This window comes from Streptomyces sp. NPDC030809 (genome assembly GCF_055572195.1).
The window spans coordinates 59,324-77,293 of the sequence record NZ_JBVIDV010000016.1; the positions used below are offsets into that span (position 1 = coordinate 59,324).

Consider the following 17,970-nt stretch of genomic DNA (forward strand, 5'->3'; position numbering starts at 1 on the left):
CCCCACCAACCCCCCCCCCCCCCCCCCCCCCTCCCCCCCCCCCCCCCCTCCCCTCCCCCCCCCCCCCCCCCCCCTCCCCCCCCCCCCCCCTTCCCCCCCCCCCCCCCCCCCCCCCCCCCCCCCCGGGCCCCGCCCGGGGCACGGCCCCGGGGCACCGCGCACCCATTCACCACCCACCGGGGGAGTTGGAAGCACCTGTGAGCACCTCGACCGAGCACCTCGGCCGGACCGGGAACGGCGGCGGCCCCGCGGCGCCCGGCGGCACCGGCAGCACGCCCGGCACCGGCAGCACGCCCGCGGCGGGCCCGGCCACGGTCACCGGCGACGCCACGGTCACCGGCGGGCCCGGCAGCGGCGCGCCCGGCACGGGCACGGGCGCCGGAGCGGGCGGCGACAGCGGCACGGGCACCGGCGCCGGAGCGGGCGGCGACAGCGGCAAGGACACCGCCGCCCGCACCGGCACGCGCCCCGCGGACGCCGCCGCCCGCCCCCTGTCGCTCACCGCCCCGAGCGGCATCGACCGCGCCGCCCACCACCGCCTCGACGAGGCCTGGCTGGCCGCCGCCTGGAGCCACCCCACCACCCGCGTCTTCGTCGTCTCCGGCGGGCAGGTCCTCATCGACGACCTGCCCGACGGCACCACCGGGATCGTCATGACCCCGGCCTTCGAGGCCCCGCCCACCGAGACCCACCGCTACTTCCTCGGCACCGACGAGGACGGCATCAGCTACTTCGCCCTCCAGAAGGACTCCCTGCCCGGCCGCATCGACCAGTCCGCCCGCCCGGCCGGCCTGCGCGAGGCCGGCCTCCTGCTCTCCCCCCGCGACACCGGCCTCATGGTCCACGCCGTCGCCCTGGAGAACTGGCAGCGCCTCCACCGCTTCTGCTCCCGCTGCGGCGAGCGCACCGCCGTGGCCGCGGCCGGCCACGTCCGCCGCTGCCCGGCCTGCGGGGCCGAGCACTACCCGCGCACCGACCCGGCCGTGATCATGCTGGTCACGGACGAGCAGGACCGCGCCCTCCTCGGCCGCCAGGTGCACTGGCCCGAAGGCCGCTTCTCGACCCTCGCCGGCTTCGTCGAGCCCGGAGAGTCCATCGAGCAGTCCGTCGTCCGCGAGGTCTGGGAGGAGGCCGGTGTCACCGTCGGCGAGGTCGAGTACGTCGCCAGCCAGCCCTGGCCCTTCCCGTCCAGCCTGATGCTCGGCTTCATGGCCCGCGCCACCTCCTCCGACATCGACGTGGACGGCGAGGAGATCCAGGAGGCCCGCTGGTTCTCCCGCGAGGACCTGCGCACCGCCATCGAGACCGGCGAGGTCCTGCCGCCCTCCGGGATCTCCATCGCCGCCCGCCTCGTCGAGCTCTGGTACGGCGAACCCCTCCCCACCGGCCGCGCCTGACCAGCCCGCCCCGGCCCAGGCCGGGCCGGGGCTCCGGCCCGCAGACGCACAGAGGCCCCCGGCGCCGCACGAAGCGGCCGGGGGCCTCGGCCCGGAAAGCGCCGGATCAGACCGCGAGGGCCTGCTTGACCTGCGCCAGGCTCGGGTTCGTCATGACGGACTCGCTGCCCGACACGGCCTTCACCAGCACGGTCGGAACGGTCTGGTTGCCGTTGTTCGCCTTCTCCACGAACGCGGCCGACGCGGGGTCCTGCTCGATGTTGATCTCGGTGTACGCGATGCCTTCCCGGTCCAGCTGGGTCTTCAGCCGGCGGCAGTAGCCGCACCAGGTCGTGCTGTACATCGTCACGGAACCCTGCATGGCGGGTGCGCTCCTCTGGGGACGGGGACATTCCAGGGACTCGAACGTACGGAACCACCGCCCCATTCCCCAAGCCGCCCCGGACGTGATGCGTACAACCTCCCACCGGCCGCCCACCCCCGCCCCTCCGCACCCGGCCGCCCACCCCCGCCCCTCCGCACCCGGCACCCGCGCCCGGCCGCCCGCACCCGCACCCGGCTGCCCGCACCCGGCCGCCCGCACCCGGCGGCACCCGCGCCGGAGCGTGATCCCCGCTACACCCCCGCACCCCCCGGCCCAAGCCCCCGCAGGTGATTCGTACGACCGGCGGCCGCACCCTGTGGACAACTTTCCCGCCCGACCCCGCAGACCTGGCAGCATGGCGGGGTGACAGCAGCAACCCACTCCCCAGCCTTCCCGCCCGTCGCGGAGTCCGCGGACGAGGTGCTCCTGGGCCTGGACCCGGAACAGCGCGAGGTCGCCACGACCCTGCGCGGCCCGGTGTGCGTCCTCGCGGGAGCGGGCACCGGCAAGACCCGCGCCATCACCCACCGCATCGCCTACGGGGTCCGGGCCGGCATCCTGCCGCCCGCCGGCGTGCTCGCCGTCACCTTCACCAACCGCGCCGCCGGCGAGATGCGCGGCCGGCTCCGCGCCCTCGGCGCCGCCGGGGTCCAAGCCCGTACGTTCCACTCCGCGGCCCTGCGCCAGCTCCAGTACTTCTGGCCCCGCGCCGTCGGCGGCGACATGCCCCGCCTCGTCGAACGCAAGATCCAGCTCGTCGCCGAGGCCGCCGCCCGCTGCCGCATCCGCCTCGACCGCAACGAGCTGCGCGACGTCACCGGCGAGATCGAATGGTCCAAGGTCACCCAGACCGTCCCCGCCGACTACGCGGCCGCCGCCGTCAAGGCCCACCGCGAGCCGCCCCGCGACGCCGCGGAGATCTCCCAGATCTACGGGCTCTACGAGCAGCTCAAGCGCGACCGCATGCTCATCGACTTCGAGGACGTCCTGCTCCTCACCGTCGGCATCCTCCACGACCGCCAGGACATCGCCGAACAGATCCGCGCCCAGTACCAGCACTTCGTCGTCGACGAGTACCAGGACGTCAGCCCCCTCCAGCAGCGGCTGCTCGACCTGTGGCTCGGCGACCGCGACAGCCTCTGCGTGGTCGGCGACGTCGGCCAGACCATCTACTCCTTCACCGGTGCCACCCCCGACCACCTGCTGAACTTCCGCAACCGCTACCCGCAGGCCAAGGTCGTCAAGCTGGTCCGCGACTACCGCTCCACCCCCCAGGTCGTCCACCTCGCCAACGGGGTCCTCGCCCAGGCCCGCGGCCGCGCCGCCGAACACCGCCTCGAACTCGTCTCCCAGCGCGAGCCCGGCCCCGAGCCCGCCTACACCGAATACCCCGACGAGCCCGCCGAGGCCGAGGGCGTCGCCCGCCGCATCCGCGACCTGATCGCCGCCGGGGTCCCCGCCGGCGAGATCGCCGTCCTCTTCCGCATCAACGCCCAGTCCGAGGTCTACGAGCAGGCCCTCGCCGACGCCGGAGTGCCCTACCAGCTCCGCGGCGCCGAGCGCTTCTTCGAACGCCAGGAGGTCCGCAAGGCCCTCGTCTCCCTGCGCGGAGCCGCCCACTCGGGGGCCAACGACCCGCTGCTCGACGCCGTCGTCGACCTCGCCTCGCAGGTCCGCGCCGTCCTCAGCGTGCACGGCTGGTCGCCCGAGCCGCCCGCAGGCTCCGGGGCCGTCCGCGACCAGTGGGAATCGCTGGCCGCCCTGGTCCGCCTCGCCGAGGACTTCTCCCGCGCCAAGCACGGCGCCACCCTCGGCGACCTCGTCGTCGAACTCGACGAGCGGGCCGCCGCCCAGCACGCCCCCACCGTCCAGGGGGTCACCCTCGCCTCCCTGCACGCGGCGAAGGGCCTCGAATGGGACGCCGTCTTCCTCGTCGGCCTCACCGACGGCATGCTCCCCATCACCTACGCCAAGACCGACGACCAGATGGAGGAGGAGCGCCGCCTGCTCTACGTGGGCATCACCCGCGCCCGCTTCCACCTCACCCTGTCCTGGGCGCTGTCCCGCGCCCCCGGCGGCCGCAGCTCCCGCCGCCCCAGCCGCTTCCTGAACGGCCTGCGGCCCGGCTCGGCGGCCGCGGGGCCCCGTACCGGCGGCGCGGCCGCGGGAGGCGCCCCGGGAGCCCGCAGCCGCGGCCGCCGCGGACCGGTCCAGTGCCGGGTCTGCCGCAAGACGCTCACCGACGCCGGCGAGATGAAGCTCATGCGCTGCGAGGACTGCCCGTCCGACATGGACGAAGGCCTCTACGAGCGCCTGCGCGAGTGGCGCGCGGAGCAGGCGAGGCAGCTGGGGCAGCCGGCGTACTGCGTCTTCACCGACAAGACCCTGATGGCCATCGCCGAGGCCGCCCCCGCCGCCGCGGGCGAGCTCGCGATGATCTCGGGAGTGGGTGCCCGCAAGCTTGAGCGGTTCGGAGCCGAGGTCCTTGCCATCTGTGCAGGTCAGGAGCTTGGGGAGGGTGACGGGGGAGACGCGTAGAAACTCGTCGGAAAAATAGTTTGCACATGCCCCGCACAGCCCCATAGGTTCTTAACAAGGAAACAGGAGCTTCTCTGAAGCCCTGTCTCCGTGCTGTACCCATCCGAATACGTTGGGACAGGCCCCCGGGCCACCGTCCCCGAGACGCCGAGAGGAGGCGAGACCAGTGACCAGCTTCATGACCACCACCAAAATGACCGATCGCTCGGTTGCCGCTTCCTGCCTGCTCGGCTCCACCTCTGTCGTCTCCATGCTGCCCTCCGTCAAGGCCACCGGTCTGGCCACCGGTCTGTCCACCGGTCTTGTCGGCAGCGCCGCCATCGTTGCCTCCCTGCCGATCCGGGAGCGCATCGAGGGCAATGAGCGACCGACCCAGGCACCGGTGGCAGTAATGGCGGGGGCAGCAGATGCCTATGCCTTTGCGGCAGCCGGTGCCGGATTCCCTCAGCAGCAGACGACGCAGCACCACACGATGTGGGCCTTCCGTGGGCTCGAACCCTGGAGTGATCCAGCCTGATCGCCTGATCAGGCCGGCGCCTTCAGGGCCGCGGAACCCCACCCGGGATCCGCGGCCCTTCTGTTTGTCCCCGAACGGGGACGACGGAGCGAAGGGGCCTCGGGACTGGCAAGACCAGGTACCAGCCGCCCCCGGCCACAAAGCCGGAACGACTAACGACACAGACGAGGAAGAAAACACCGTGCAACTCGAAGCGCACGCCCCGTCCGTACCGCAGACCCAAACGATCTCCCCGCCCGCAGTCCCGGAGGACTCCACCTTGACTCCGCTCACCTCGCTCACCGCGCTCGACGACGCCATCGAGAACCTCGGCGTCCCGGTCCCCTGCCGCTCGTACGACCCGGAGGTCTTCTTCGCCGAGTCCCCCGCCGACGTCGAGTACGCCAAGTCGCTCTGCCGCACCTGCCCGCTCGTCGAGGCCTGCCTCGCCGGGGCGCAGGAGCGCCGCGAGCCCTGGGGCGTCTGGGGTGGCGAGCTCTTCGTCCAGGGCGTGGTCGTCGCCCGCAAGCGGCCCCGCGGCCGCCCGCGCAAGAACCCGGTCGCGGCATGAACACCGCAGGAACGATCGACCGCCCCCTCACGCACGACCCCCTGAAGCAGGCCCCGATGACCCCCACCAGCAGCGAGCAGCCGTCCGGCTCCGCCCACGCACACTTCACCACCGCCGGCGCGATCACCGCGCGAAAGAACAGGACCCGCGAAATGCAACTCATCCCAGAAGCCCTGGCCCGAGCCCATATGCACGACCGCATGCGTGAGGTCGAGGCCGACCGTCAGGCCCTGCGCCTGATCGCCGCCCGCCGCATGCAGCGGAAGGCCGAGCGCGTCTCCATGCGCGCCCGCCGTGCCCTGGCCATGGCCGTCATGCACTGACGTCCCAGGGACGCCCGGAAGCCACACGCTCCGCACCACGAGGGGGGGCCGGTCCGAACGGACCGGTCCCCCCGGTGCGTTGCAGCCCGCCGTCAACCCGACGGCGATATCGTCTGGAGGTGGACCAGCCGACTCCCCACCCCGCGCCGCCGGGGCCCGAGGCCGGGACGGTCGTGTGCGCACGCTGCGGCGCGACCTCCCCCGAAGGAGCCCCGCCCACCTGGACCTGTTCCGTGGAGAACGGCACCAGACAGTACTTCTGCCACGACTGCGCCCGGGCCAACATCCGGGCCATCGAGGGCCGCCTCGACTCCGCCTGGTGGTGACGAGGGGCGAGGGACGAGGGGGGCCACCCCCCGCCCCCACCCCGCCCCGCCCCCGCTCCCGGTCAGTCCTCCGGCCGGAAGCCCGGGAGCCAGGCTTCCAGTTCGGTGCGCAGCCGTACCGTCGCGCCGAGCTGGCACAGCACGCCGATGGTGCTGAGCGTGACCCGGTGGATGAGCAGGTACGACGGCGGCAGGTTGAGCTGCTTGCCCAACTGGTGCGCGGGGGAGCGGGGATCGGCGAGCCGGGTCGCCTGGCCGCGCAGCCAGTCCCGGGTGAAGGTGAACTCCTCGACCAGGGCCGGTTCGATGATGGGCTTGAGGTAGTCCAGCACCGCGTCCGGATCGAGTGCGACCGACTCCTTCACGAAGCCCTCCTCGCACAGGTGCCGGTAGACCGACTCGGCGTCGCCCTCCAGCGTCCGGCGCAGGGAGAGGCCGATGGTCGGCGGCAGGCCGCCCGGCAGCCGGTCCACCGTCCCGAAGTCCAGCACGCCCAGCCGCGGCCGCCCGTCCGCCCCGGTCAGCAGGCGGAAGTTGCCCGGATGCGGATCGGCGTGCAGCAGGCCGGTGCGCGCCGGGCCGGAGAAGAGGAACCGGGCGAGCAGCTGTCCCGCCCCGTCCCGCTGCTCCGGGGTCCCGTCGGCTATGACCTCCGACAGCGGTATCCCGTCCATCCACTCCGTCACCAGCACCTGCTCGCCCTGGTGCACCACCGCCGGGACCACCACGTCCGGATCGTCCGCGAACACCTCGGCGTGCGCCCGCTGGGACTCCGCCTCCAGCGCGTAGTCCAGCTCCTCGGCCACCCGGTCCCGCAGCTCGGTGATCAGCGGCTTGATCTCCATGCCCGGTATGAGCGGCCCCAGCAGCCCCGCGAAGCGGCCGAGCTGCCGCAGATCGGACAGCAGTGCCTCCCCGGCCCCCGGGTACTGCACCTTCACGGCGACCTCCCGGCCGTCGTGCCACACCGCCCGGTGCACCTGCCCGATCGAGGCCGCCGCCGCGGGCCTGTCCTCGAACTCCCGGAACAGCTCACGCCAGTCGGGCCCGATCCGCTCGGCGAGCACCGCGTGCACGGTCGCGGCCGGCAGCGGCGGAGCCGCCTCCTGGAGCCGGGTCAGCGCCGCCCGGTAGGGGCCGGCCACGTCCTCCGGGAGGGCGGACTCGAAGACCGAGAGGGCCTGGCCGAGTTTCATGGCCCCGCCCTTCAGCTCCCCGAGCACCCGGAACAGCTGCTCCGCCGTGCGCTGTTGGAGCTCGCGCGCCACGATCTCGGCAGACTTCCCGCCGATCCGCTTGCCCAGCCCCCACGTCGCCCGCCCCGCCATCCCGAGCGGCAGCGCGGCCAGCTTGGCGGTACGGGTGACCGCTTTCCGGGGAAGATCAGACATGCGTGCCCCTCCAGTTCCCAGACAGCCCTGCACCGCAAGGCGGTTGCCCGGCCATTGTGTCCTGCGGCCCCACGGGCCCCGCGGTGCGCACCCCCTCGTCCGCGGCCGCCGCACCGCACGGGCAGTGCGGATGCGCCGGCACCGGCTGTCTGCGCCACTCCAGCTGCGGCAGCGAAGCCTCCCAGCGGGCCCCCGCCGAGTCCGGCAACTCCCCGTCGAGGAAGGCGAGTGCATGCGCCGCGGCGGTGCCTGCCACCGCGGCGGCCAGGGCCAGGTCGCAGGCCGGTGCGCCCCGGCGGTGGACGGCCCGCCACTGGGTGAGCATCCGCGGCCAGGCCGCGTCCCCGTCCACCCGCTCCCGCTCCATGCAGCCGGCGCACCCCGTGGCCCCCGGCAGGACCAGTGGCCCCACCAGGCCGGTGGCCTCCAGCACCCCGGCGTACAGGTGCGGGGTCCCGGTGGCGATCCAGCCCTCCGCCCCGTCCGGATCGGGTGCGTACGCGGCCAGTCCGTCCCGCGGTGCGACCACCACCAGGGAGAGCCCCGGCTCCGGCGGCCCGGCGCCGGACCCCGCGCCCGGTCCGGCGGCCCGCGGCGGCGGGCCGGGCGCGGCCGTGGCCACGAGCTCGCGGACCGCCACCGCGCGCCGCCGGCCCACCGCCTCGGCCGGCAAGCCGCCCGGTGCCACGTCGGACGGTTCGACCAGCCCGCCGTCCAGCACCTCCACCCGGCCCACCCCGGCCCCGGCCAGCACCGAGGCGATGAGCCCGCCGACCCGGCCGCCGCCGCGCACCTGCACCCGCAGGGCCCGCCGGGCCGCCAGTCCGCGCATCGCCCCGCCCGGCTCCCGGCGCAGCAGGGACAGCGAGCCGAGGTCGGGGGCGAGCCGCTCGACCACCGCGGTCCGCTCCCGTATGGCCTGGGCGGCCGGGCCGCCCACGGTGCTGTCGTCGATCAGCCCCGCCCCGACCAGCCGGCGCACCAGTCCGTCCGCGTGGCCGTCGGGCAGCCCCAGCGCCCGGGCCTCCGTGCGCAGCAGCTCCATGCTGCGGGTCCCGTCGATCATGCCGAGGAAACTCGCCGTGGTCTGGTCGAGCGGGCCGAAGACCACGGCCCGCGCGGGAGTCACCCCGAACTGGACGGTGCCGAGATCGCGCCAGGCGCGCGCAAGCGCCTGCTTCAGCTTCGGATACATCAATGCCCCCGTTTCCGGCCGCAGCCGTCCGCGGCCTTCCGCCGGTCCCGGCGGTGCCTTCGGTGTGCGCCGGGATTCCGTGCGCACACCGGGACGATGCCCGTTCCGGGAATTCGGTGCGGAAAGTTGTCCACAGGCAGGGGGTATCCGTGTGATGAGCTGATCGGTGCCGGACGGGACTTCCGCAGCGCGCAGCCGGTACCGTCGTGGCGTGTCCGCCGATCCACTGCCCCGTACCGTCGAAGTCCGCCGGAGCGCGCGCCGCCGCAGAACCGTGTCCGCCTACCGCGAGGGCGACCGCACGGTCGTCCTGATCCCGGCCCGGATGTCCGAGGCGGAGGAGCAGCGCTGGGTGGGCGTCATGCTGGACAAGCTCGCGGCGCAGGAGAGCCGGCGGGTCCTCGGCGACGGGGCCCTGACCGAGCGGGCCGCGCACCTGTCCGGGCAGTACCTCGGGGGCCGCGCACGCCCCTCCTCGGTGCGCTGGGTGACCAACCAGAACACCCGCTGGGGTTCGTGCACCCCCGCCGAGGGCAGCATCCGCCTCTCCCACCGCCTCCAGGGCATGCCCGAGTACGTGGTCGACTACGTGCTGCTGCACGAGCTGGCGCACCTTCTGGTGCCCGGCCACGGGGCGGACTTCTGGCGGCTGCTCGAGCCGTACCCCCGTACCGAGCGGGCCCGCGGCTACCTGGAGGGCGTGATCGCCGCCGACCGGCTGCCCCGGGTCCCGCCCGCCCGCGACGAATGACGGAACGCGGGGCGGAACCGGCCCGGAGACGGGGCGGCCGTACGTGAATTGTCCCGGGTCGGTACCGGCTTGGCTGGATTCCGGGGATTGCCGTTAGCCTGGCGGGACGCATTCACGTTCGGGATGGGGGACGGTCGTTACGTATGGCCAGGGAATTCCAACGCGGCCACAAGGCCAAGATCAGTGACCTGACGGCAGGGACGGATCTGTACGTGGGCGTCCAGATCACCGGGCCCGGTATGTCCTTCGACATCAGCTGTTTCGGTCTCGACGCGGACGAACAGCTTTCGGACGACCGGTACTTCATCTTCTACAACCAGCCGAAGTCGCCCGAGGAATCCATCCAGCAGCTGGGTCCGCAGGCGGGCGACACCGAGTCCTTCCGCGTGACCCTCGACCGCATCCCGGCCGCCGTCCACAGGCTGTCCTTCACCGCGACCATCGACGGCGCCGGACAGATGTCGCAGATCGGCCCCGGCTACATCCGCATCGTCGCCGGCGGCGAAGAGGTCCTCAGGTACGCGTTCACCGGCGCGGAGTTCAGCACCGAGCGGGCCGTGATGCTCGGCGACTTCTACCTCAAGGACGTGTGGCGGTTCGCCGCCGTCGGCCAGGGCTTCGACGGCGGACTCGAAGCGCTGCTGAGGAACTTCGGCGGCGAGGTCGCCGAGGAGCAGCCCGCCGCGCCCGCGCCGCAGCCGGAGGCGGCCCCCGCCTTCGCCCCGCCCGCCTTCGCCCCGCCGTCGGCCCCCGCCGCGCCCGCGCCCGTACCGGCGCCCGCTCCGGCCTTCGGCACCCCCGCACCGCAGCCCGCCGTCCCGGCTCCGGCCCCCGCACCGCAGGCTCCCGCACCGGCACCGGCCCCGGCGTTCGGCACCCCGGCCCCGCAGACCGCCGCCTTCGGTGCCCCGCCCGCGGCCGCGCCCGCCCCGGCCCCCGCCGCCCCCGTCCCGCCCCAGGCCCCGCCCGCCGCCGTGCCGCCGCCGTTCACCCCCGCGCCGCAGGCCCCCGGGGTCGCCCAGCCGCCGCCGTTCGGCGCGGTCCCGGCGCCCGGCGCGCCCCCGGCCGCCGGCGCCCCGCCCTTCGGGGCCGTCCAGGCCCTCGCCCCGGTCCCGCCGGAAGCCGGCCTGCGCGTGGTGCTCAGCAAGTACGCCGAGGTCCCCGTCGGAGACCGGTGGACCGAGCAGAACCCGCAGCAGGTCCGCGTCACCCTGTCGAAGAACCAGGCCATCCTCGCCCGCCAGGGCAGCATGGTCGCCTACCAGGGCGACATCGACTTCGCCCACAAGGGCTCCGGACTCCTCGGCAAGCTCACCGGGCAGCTCACCGGCCAGGGCATGTCCCTGATGCGCTGCTCCGGCGACGGCGAGGTCTTCCTCGCCGACGAGGCCAGCCGGCTCTTCGTGATCCGCCTCGAAGGCCACGACCAGCTCTACACCAGCGCCCAGGGCGTGCTCGCCTTCGACGAGTCCCTCGGCACCGAGGTCCGCCGGATCGAGGGCGCCGGCCTGCCCGGCGGCGGCCTGTTCTCCATGCTCTTCTCCGGCACCGGCGCCGTGGTCGTCAAGACCCGCGGCATCCCCGTGGTCCTGCCCGTGGGCCCCGCCACCTACGTCGACGGCAACGCGGTGATCGCCTGGTCCGCCGGCGCGCAGGCGGTCACGACCACCGCCCTGCGGCTGCGCCGCTCCGGCTACGCGAGCCGCTCCGGGGAGGCCGTGAACCTCCAGTTCCGGGGCGCCCCCGGCAACTTCGTCGTCGTACAGCCCTTCGAGGCGTGAGGCAGGCCATGGACTCGCAGACACTCAGCGCACACACCGCCGCCACCGCGCCCGGCGCCCGGATGGCCGTGCACAACGCCAAGACCCTCAAGGTCACGATGGTCACCGGCCACGACCTCATCGCCAAGGCCGGGTCGATGATCGCCTACGACGGGTACGTCCAGTTCGACGCGGCCCCCGCCGGGCTGCGGCGCTCCGCCGAGGAGATGGTCACCGGAGAGGGCGGCAAGCTCATGTTGTGCCGCGGCGACGGAGACCTCTACCTCGCCGACTACGGGGCCGACGTGGTCGTCCTCCACCTCGCCGACGAGGCCCTCTCCGTCAACGGGGCCACCCTCCTCGCCTGCGACGCGACCCTCCAGCTGGCCATCGAGCCCGTCAAGGGCCTGGCCAAGCTGTCCGGCTCCGGACTCACCAACCTCGTCGTCCGCGGCACCGGCTGGGTCGCCCTCGTCAGCCGCGGCATCCCCACCGTCCTCGACTGCGCCGAGCGCGAGACGTACGTGGACCCCGACGCGCTCATCGGCTGGACCACCGGCCTGGAGCTCAAGCCCCGCCGCACCATGAAGGCCGGCGCCCTGATCGGCCGCGGCAGCGGCGAGGCCCTCCAGATCGGCTTCAAGGGCCAGGGCTTCGTCGTCGTGCAGCCGAGCGAGGACACCGGCGACCGTTTCAAGATCCGGGGCTGAGAGGAGCACCGAGCCACCATGCACAGCACACTCTTCGCGCACGTCCCGGTGCCGTCCACCGGCCGCTACACCCTGCAGAACCCGCAGCTGCTCAAGGCCGACCTGACCCAGGGCGCCGGCCACGTCCTCGCCCGCCAGGGCGCCATGGTCGCCTTCGAGGGCCAGGTCGACTTCCAGAGCCAGTACCGCAACAACAGCTGGCGCAACGTCCAGCGGATGGCGGGCGAAGGCCTCGAACTCATGAAGTGCAAGGGCAACGGGCAGGTCTACCTGGCCAACTTCGCCCAGCACGTCCACGTCATGGAGGCCGGCCGCGGCATCACCGTCGACAGCAAGTACGTCCTCGCCTTCGACAGCACCCTCGGTGTCGGCATCGTCGCCATCGACAGCGCCGTCGAGGTCGCCTCGGCGGGCGCGTACAACCTGGAACTCACCGGCGCCGGCCAGGTCGCGCTGCTCACCTCCGGCGAGCCGCTCGTCCTGGAGGTCGGCCCCGGCCGCAACATCTGCGCCGACGCCGACGCGGTGATCGCCTGGTCCACCTCCCTGCGCACCCAGATGCAGGCCCCGACCTCCTCCTCCGGCGTCTGGCGGCGCCGCGGGGCCACCGGCGAGGGCTGGGAGATGCAGTTCCAGGGCACCGGGCACGTGCTCGTCCAGCCCAGCGAGCTGCTGCCGCCCACCCACCTGCGCGGCGGGGTGCTCGGCTTCAACATGCGCGGCAACTCCCTCGGCGGCAGCCGCGCCTGACCGCGCACCCGGCGCACCACGTACGAACGGCGCGCCGCGCTGCACCCGCAGCACGGCGCGCCGCCGTCCCCGCCCCGCGTCAGAGCCGGGCGAGCGTGTCCTCCAGCAGCCGCACCACCGAGGTGTCGGCCACCCCCGCCACCTCGTCGTACGCGAACCAGCGCAGGTCCAGCGACTCCTCGCTGATCTCCGCGACCGCCTCCGCCGGGGCCAGCGCCGCGTACTGCACGTCCAGGTGCCAGTTGCACGGCGCCGGGATCGCGTGCCGGTCCAGCCGCACCGGGCCGCCCGGCAGCAGGGTCAGCCCGCTCGCGATGCCCGACTCCTCCCGGGCCTCCCGCAGCGCCACCTCCGTCAGCATCGTGTCGCCCGGCTCGCAGTGGCCGCCCATCTGGAGCCACATCCCGAGCTTGCGGTGCAGGGTCAGCAGCACCCGGCCGCGCGCCGGGTCGATCACGAGCGCACTGCCCGTGACGTGCCCGGCGGTGCACGGCTTCCACACCCCGTCCGGGTGCGCCGCCAGGTGCTCCAGGTACACCTCGCGCAGCGCCGCCTGCTCCCCGTCCGGGTCCGCCTGCGGGTCGTAGGCCTTCAGTACGCGGACGGCGTCCTCGTGCAGGGTCATTACTTGTCTTCGCCGTTCTCGTCGCGCTTCTCTGCGGCCTCGCCGAGCATCTTGTCCAGCTCGGAGAAGTCGAGCTGCTCGCGGTGCACGAAGCCGTCCGGGTCGTCCAGGTCGGTCGCCGTCGGCAGCATGTCCGGGTGCTCCCACAGGGCGTCGCGGCCGTCCATCCCGCGGGCGTCGGTGAGGGAGGCCCACAGCCGGGAGGCGTCGCGCAGCCGGCGCGGCCGCAGCTCCAGGCCGATGAGCGTGGCGAAGGTCTGCTCGGCCGGGCCGCCCGTGGCGCGCCGCCGCCGCAGGGTCTCCCGCAGGGCGTCCGCCGAGGTCAGGCGCGGCTTCGCGGCCTCGTGGACCACGGCGTCCACCCAGCCCTCGACCAGCGCGAGGGCGGTCTCCAGCCGGGCCAGGGCCGCCTTCTGCTCCTCGGTGTCCTGCGGCTGGAACATGCCGCCCTGCAGGGCCTCCTGCAGCTCCTCCGGGTTCGACGGGTCGAGGCGGCCGACCACGTCCTCCAGCTTCGAGGTGTCGACCTTGATCCCGCGGGCGTAGCCCTCGACGGCACCGAACAGGTGCGAGCGCAGCCACGGCACGTGGGCGAAGAGCCGCTGGTGGGCGGCCTCGCGCAGGGCCAGGTAGAGGCGGACCTCGTCCGAGGGCACCCCCAGGTCCTTGCCGAAGCTCTCGATGTTCAGCGGCAGCAGGGCCGCCTTGCCGGCCGGGCCCAGCGGCAGGCCGACGTCGGTGGAGCCGACGACCTCGCCCGCGAGGGTGCCGACGGCCTGCCCGATCTGCTGGCCGAACATGGCCCCGCCCATGGAGCGCATCATGCCGAGCAGCGGGCCCGCCATGGCCTGCATCTCCTCGGGCAGCACGCTGCCCATGGCCGCGCCCACCCGCTCGGCCACCGGGTCGACGAGCTCCTTCCACACCGGCAGGGTCGCCTCGACCCACTCGGCGCGGCTCCACGCCACCGCCATGCCCGCCCCCGAGGGCAGCGAGGTCGCGCCGTCCAGCCACAGGTCGGCCAGGCGGACGGCCTCCTCGACCGCCGCGCGCTCGGCCACGCCCACGCTGGTGTCCTTCACGCCGTCCGCGGTGCCCTGGGCGACGGTCTGCCGGGCGATGTCCTTGGCCATGTCCCAGTTCACGGGACCGCCCTCGTAGCTCAGCATCTGGCCGAGCTGCTGGAACGCGGCGCCGAGGTCGTTCGGGTTCATCGAGCCGAACATCGCGGCGAACGGATTGTCCGCGCCGCCCGGCAGGCCGGCCGCACCGAACCCGAACGGATTCGCGGGGCCGCCCTGGCCGCCCTTCTTGCCCTCGTCGCCGCTCTCCGGCTCCTCCGGCGGAAGGCCGAATCCGAATGGGGTGTCACTCACGGGTTTCCTCGGCTCGTAGGGCCGCGCGGCAGGGCGCCGGCGGCGATGGTCCGACAACACAACCAGCGTAGACACCGCACCCGGATCCGGGCTCGGTGCTCCGCCCGTCGCCGGGCTGCGGCAGGATGGACATCACCTGGTACGTACGCGTCAGGACGCGCACCTACTGAAGACAACCGCTGGAGACGCCCGGTGAGTTCCCCTGATCCTCAGGTTCGAGCAGTGCACGACCCCGAAATTCGCCCCGGGCACGGCGAGGACGTTCGCCCGCGGCGAAACGGCGGTGTGCGCGGCCCCGTGATCGCCGTGACCGGTGCCGCCTCGGGCGTCGGCGCCGCCCTGGTGCAGCGCCTGGCCGAGTCCGACGAGGTCAAGCAGGTCGTCGCGATCGACGAGCGGCGCGGCGAGTGCGCGGCCGCCCAGTGGCACATCCTCGACGTGCGCGACCCGGCGATCGCCGACAAGCTGCGCGGCGCCGACGTGGTCGTGCACCTGGCGCTCGACCTCGACCTGGAGAGCGACCCCGCGGCCCGTACGGCGTACAACGTGCGCGGCACCCAGACCGTGCTGACCGCCGCGGCCGCCGCCGGGGTGCACCGGGTGGTGCTGTGCACCTCCGCCATGGTCTACGGGGCCCTGCCCGACAATGACATCCCGCTCTCCGAGGACGCCGAGCTGCGGGCCACCGCCGAGGCCACCGGCGTCGGGGACCTGCTGGAGATCGAGCGGCTGGGCCGCCGGGCCCCCCGCGCGCACCCCGGCCTCAACGTGACGGTGGTCCGGCCCGCCGTGCTGGTCGGCGGCACCGACACCGCCCTGACCCGCTACTTCGAGTCCCCGCGGCTGCTGGTCGTGGCCGGCTCCCGCCCCACCTGGCAGTTCTGCCACGTGGAGGACCTGGTCAGCGCGCTGGAGTACGCCGCGCTGGAGAAGGTCGAGGGGGAGCTCGCGGTGGGCTGCGAGGGCTGGCTGGAGCAGGAGGAGGTGGAGGAGCTCAGCGGCATCCGCCGGATGGAGCTGCCCTCCGCGGTGGCCCTGGGCGCCGCCGCCCGGCTGCACCGGATCGGCCTCACCCCCTCGCCCGCGGGGGACCTCGCGTACACGATGCACCCGTGGGTGGTGAGCGTCAGCCGGCTGCACGCGGCGGGCTGGCGGCCCCGGTGGACCAACGAGGAGGTGCTCGCCGAGCTGCTCCAGGAGGTCGCCGGCCGGCACACCGTCGCGGGCCGCCGGCTGGGCCGCAAGGACGCCACCGCCGCCGGGGCCGCGGGCGCGACCGTGGCCCTGCTGGGCGCCGCCGCCGTGGTGCGCCGGGCGCGCCGCCGCCGCGGCCTCTGAGCGGGCCGCTGCGGCCGGACCCGGCCGCGGGCCTGCGGGTCCTGTAGAAGACTCCAAGATCCGGCCCGCCACCCCCGGGCGAATCGGCTATTCCACGCTGTCAGGGCGGTGGTGCACGATGGACGGCATGGACGCACCGACCTTCGACCACCCCGGCGAGCAGGCAGCAGCGGAGCCGATCCGGCTGCTGGCGATCCGCGAGGCCCCGCTCTCCCTCGACGAGGTCCACCGGGCCGTCGGCGACGACGCGGCGGGCGGCACCACGCTGTTCGTGGGCACGGTACGCAACCACGACGGCGGCACCGACGTGGACTCGCTCGGCTACTCCTGCCACCCCTCCGCCGAGGCGGAGATGCGCCGGATCGCCCAGCGCGTCGTGGACAAGTACCCGGTCCGCGCCCTGGCCGCCGTCCACCGGGTGGGCGATCTGGCGGTCGGCGACATCGCGGTGATCGTCGCCGTCTCCTGCCCGCACCGCGGGGAGGCCTTCGAGGCCGCCCGGATGCTCATCGACGACCTGAAGCACGAGGTCCCGATCTGGAAGCACCAGCGCTTCTCCGACGGCACCGAGGAGTGGGTCGGCGCCTGCTGAGGAGCGGCCCCGCACCCGGCCCGCCACCCGGGCCCCCTCCGGGCCGCAGCCCGATTTGCGTAACCCTGCTCCGGGGACCAGCGTTAGCTGCAACATCCGTTCTTTGCGGTCGGCCGGAGCCGATCCCCAGGGGCAGGGAGGCACGGGAATGGCGTCACTGGCGTGGTTGCTGATTCCGCTGTTCGCCGCCGTCGGAGTGGCGATATGGGCGAGCTGGGCCGCCCGGGACCGCACCTCCGGTGACATATCGGAACTCGCCGGCTACGCGCGCTTCCGCGAGGCGATGGACCGGGAACACACCGGTTCCGACGCCCTCTGACGCGTCCCGTACTGTCGTTCCATGCCACGCCGCACCGCGACGATGCTCGCCTCCGTGTTCATGCTCTTCGCGTTCCTCATCTGTGGGGTCATGATCAAGGTTCCCTACTCCGAGATGAGTCCGGGGCCCACGGTGAACACCCTCGGCGAGTCCGACGGCGAGGCGGTCCTGCAGATCTCCGGCCGCAAGACGTACCCGACCAGCGGGCACCTCAACATGACGACCGTCCGGGTGACCGGCGCGGACTACGACATGAACCTGCTGGAGGCGGTCTACGGCTGGCTGTCCCACGACAACGTGGTCGTGCCGCACGAGAACCTCTACCCGGACGGCAAGACCGAGGAGCAGTCGACCCAGGAGAACGCCGAGGAGTTCAGCCAGTCCCAGGAGAGCGCCAAGGTCGCCGCCCTCAAGGAGCTGGGCATCCCCGTCACCGCCCGGGTCGTCGTCGGCACCGTGGTCAAGGGCAGCCCCGCCGAGGGCCGGCTGCACGCCGGGGACGTGCTCAAGGCCGTGGACGGCACCCCCGTGAAGGACCCGGCGGACGTGGCCCGGCTGGTCACCCGGCACAAGGCCGGCGAGAAGGTCGAGTTCACCGTCGTCCCGGCCAAGGAGGCCGCGGCCGCCGAGGCGGCCCGCCGCGAGCCCACGGGCACCGAGAAGATCACCGTGCCCACCAAGGCGGCCGAGGACGACGGCCACGCCATCGTCGGCATCCGGGCCGGCACCGACCACACCTTCCCGTTCACCGTGGACATCAAGCTCGCCGACGTCGGCGGGCCCAGCGCCGGCCTGATGTTCGCCCTCGGCATCGTCGACAAGCTGACCCCCGAGGACCTCACCGGCGGGAAGTTCGTCGCCGGCACCGGCACCATCGACGACGCGGGCAAGGTCGGCCCGATCGGCGGCATCCAGCTCAAGACCATCGGCGCGCGCAACGCGGGCGCCCGCTGGTTCCTCACCCCCGCCGAGAACTGCGCGGCGGCCGCCGCCGACACCCCGGACGGCCTGACCCTGGTGAAGGTCGACACCATCGCGGACGCCCGCACGTCCCTGGAGAAGATCGCGAAGGGGGACACGGCCGGGCTGCCGCAGTGCAGCCGCTGACCGCGCCCCCTCCCGCCCGGGTCCCCGCGGACCCGGGCCCG

Annotated in this window: 19 protein-coding genes; 14 read left to right on the top strand and 5 right to left on the bottom strand. The window is 73.9% G+C overall.

Translation table 11 applies throughout. The annotated features are described in order from the left end of the window. The first annotated feature begins 491 nt into the window (after positions 1-491). Positions 492-1,397, top strand: coding sequence for an NAD(+) diphosphatase (gene nudC / locus ACZ407_RS21535; protein WP_468130772.1), 906 nt, complete (start codon positions 492-494; stop codon positions 1,395-1,397). A 106-nt stretch (positions 1,398-1,503) separates the two neighbouring features. Here nudC and ACZ407_RS21540 read toward each other — a convergent pair whose 3' ends face one another. Next, positions 1,504-1,758 (bottom strand): mycoredoxin, encoded by a 255-nt coding sequence (locus ACZ407_RS21540; RefSeq protein ID WP_226738881.1) that lies wholly within the window; start codon positions 1,756-1,758, stop codon positions 1,504-1,506. Positions 1,759-2,124: 366 nt separating this feature from the next. Here ACZ407_RS21540 and ACZ407_RS21545 point away from each other — a divergent pair, with 366 nt between their 5' ends. The 5 genes from ACZ407_RS21545 to ACZ407_RS21565 all read left to right on the top strand — a co-directional run bounded on the left by ACZ407_RS21545 (position 2,125) and on the right by ACZ407_RS21565 (position 6,015). Beyond that, the gene (locus tag ACZ407_RS21545) at positions 2,125-4,299 is read left to right on the top strand and encodes an ATP-dependent DNA helicase UvrD2 (protein WP_468130536.1); all 2,175 of its coding nucleotides are present in this window, start codon (positions 2,125-2,127) and stop codon (positions 4,297-4,299) included. A gap of 166 nt (positions 4,300-4,465) precedes the next feature. Then, positions 4,466-4,816: a hypothetical protein gene (locus tag ACZ407_RS21550; protein ID WP_468130538.1), complete on the top strand. Its 351-nt coding sequence runs from the start codon at positions 4,466-4,468 to the stop codon at positions 4,814-4,816. Positions 4,817-4,997: 181 nt separating this feature from the next. After that, positions 4,998-5,366, top strand: coding sequence for a WhiB family transcriptional regulator (locus tag ACZ407_RS21555; protein WP_328968622.1), 369 nt, complete (start codon positions 4,998-5,000; stop codon positions 5,364-5,366). Then, the gene (locus ACZ407_RS21560; protein ID WP_468130540.1) at positions 5,363-5,689 is read left to right on the top strand and encodes a hypothetical protein; all 327 of its coding nucleotides are present in this window, start codon (positions 5,363-5,365) and stop codon (positions 5,687-5,689) included. The genes ACZ407_RS21555 and ACZ407_RS21560 overlap by 4 nt, the downstream gene beginning before the upstream one ends. Positions 5,690-5,808: 119 nt before the next feature. Beyond that, on the top strand, positions 5,809-6,015 hold the full coding sequence (locus ACZ407_RS21565; protein ID WP_468130542.1) for a hypothetical protein: 207 nt from the start codon (positions 5,809-5,811) through the stop codon (positions 6,013-6,015). A 62-nt stretch (positions 6,016-6,077) separates the two neighbouring features. On the opposite strand, the gene ACZ407_RS21570 is transcribed toward ACZ407_RS21565, so the two are convergent. Continuing rightward, the gene (locus ACZ407_RS21570) at positions 6,078-7,406 is read right to left on the bottom strand and encodes an ABC1 kinase family protein (protein ID WP_468130544.1); all 1,329 of its coding nucleotides are present in this window, start codon (positions 7,404-7,406) and stop codon (positions 6,078-6,080) included. After that, the gene (locus ACZ407_RS21575; protein ID WP_468130546.1) at positions 7,399-8,601 is read right to left on the bottom strand and encodes a TOMM precursor leader peptide-binding protein; all 1,203 of its coding nucleotides are present in this window, start codon (positions 8,599-8,601) and stop codon (positions 7,399-7,401) included. The genes ACZ407_RS21570 and ACZ407_RS21575 overlap by 8 nt, the downstream gene beginning before the upstream one ends. A 211-nt stretch (positions 8,602-8,812) precedes the next feature. Between ACZ407_RS21575 and ACZ407_RS21580 the strand changes: the two genes are divergently transcribed. The 4 genes from ACZ407_RS21580 to ACZ407_RS21595 all read left to right on the top strand — a co-directional run bounded on the left by ACZ407_RS21580 (position 8,813) and on the right by ACZ407_RS21595 (position 12,572). Then, positions 8,813-9,352: a M48 metallopeptidase family protein gene (locus ACZ407_RS21580; RefSeq protein WP_468130548.1), complete on the top strand. Its 540-nt coding sequence runs from the start codon at positions 8,813-8,815 to the stop codon at positions 9,350-9,352. Between the two features lie 143 nt (positions 9,353-9,495). After that, positions 9,496-11,133, top strand: coding sequence for a TerD family protein (locus tag ACZ407_RS21585; RefSeq protein WP_468130550.1), 1,638 nt, complete (start codon positions 9,496-9,498; stop codon positions 11,131-11,133). An 8-nt stretch (positions 11,134-11,141) separates the two neighbouring features. Then, entirely contained in the window at positions 11,142-11,822 is a 681-nt protein-coding gene (locus tag ACZ407_RS21590) for an AIM24 family protein (protein WP_468130552.1), read from the top strand. Positions 11,823-11,840: 18 nt separating this feature from the next. Then, positions 11,841-12,572, top strand: coding sequence for an AIM24 family protein (locus tag ACZ407_RS21595; RefSeq protein ID WP_468130554.1), 732 nt, complete (start codon positions 11,841-11,843; stop codon positions 12,570-12,572). A 79-nt stretch (positions 12,573-12,651) separates the two neighbouring features. On the opposite strand, the gene ACZ407_RS21600 is transcribed toward ACZ407_RS21595, so the two are convergent. Both ACZ407_RS21600 and ACZ407_RS21605 read right to left on the bottom strand, forming a co-directional pair. Then, positions 12,652-13,197 (bottom strand): NUDIX hydrolase, encoded by a 546-nt coding sequence (locus ACZ407_RS21600; protein WP_468130556.1) that lies wholly within the window; start codon positions 13,195-13,197, stop codon positions 12,652-12,654. Further along, the gene (locus ACZ407_RS21605; RefSeq protein ID WP_468130558.1) at positions 13,197-14,573 is read right to left on the bottom strand and encodes a zinc-dependent metalloprotease; all 1,377 of its coding nucleotides are present in this window, start codon (positions 14,571-14,573) and stop codon (positions 13,197-13,199) included. The genes ACZ407_RS21600 and ACZ407_RS21605 overlap by 1 nt, the downstream gene beginning before the upstream one ends. Positions 14,574-14,765: 192 nt before the next feature. Between ACZ407_RS21605 and ACZ407_RS21610 the strand changes: the two genes are divergently transcribed. From ACZ407_RS21610 to ACZ407_RS21625, 4 genes are all read left to right on the top strand, one after another. Beyond that, complete coding sequence (locus ACZ407_RS21610) at positions 14,766-15,911, top strand: SDR family oxidoreductase (RefSeq protein WP_468130560.1); 1,146 nt, start codon at positions 14,766-14,768, stop codon at positions 15,909-15,911. Positions 15,912-16,038: 127 nt separating this feature from the next. Beyond that, positions 16,039-16,503 carry a molybdenum cofactor biosynthesis protein MoaE gene (locus ACZ407_RS21615; protein ID WP_468130562.1) on the top strand — a complete coding sequence of 155 codons (465 nt, stop codon included), beginning with the start codon at positions 16,039-16,041 and terminating at the stop codon, positions 16,501-16,503. Between the two features lie 148 nt (positions 16,504-16,651). After that, positions 16,652-16,822: a hypothetical protein gene (locus ACZ407_RS21620; RefSeq protein WP_468130564.1), complete on the top strand. Its 171-nt coding sequence runs from the start codon at positions 16,652-16,654 to the stop codon at positions 16,820-16,822. Positions 16,823-16,843: 21 nt separating this feature from the next. Next, the gene (locus tag ACZ407_RS21625) at positions 16,844-17,929 is read left to right on the top strand and encodes a YlbL family protein (RefSeq protein WP_468130566.1); all 1,086 of its coding nucleotides are present in this window, start codon (positions 16,844-16,846) and stop codon (positions 17,927-17,929) included. The last annotated feature ends 41 nt before the right edge of the window (positions 17,930-17,970 follow it).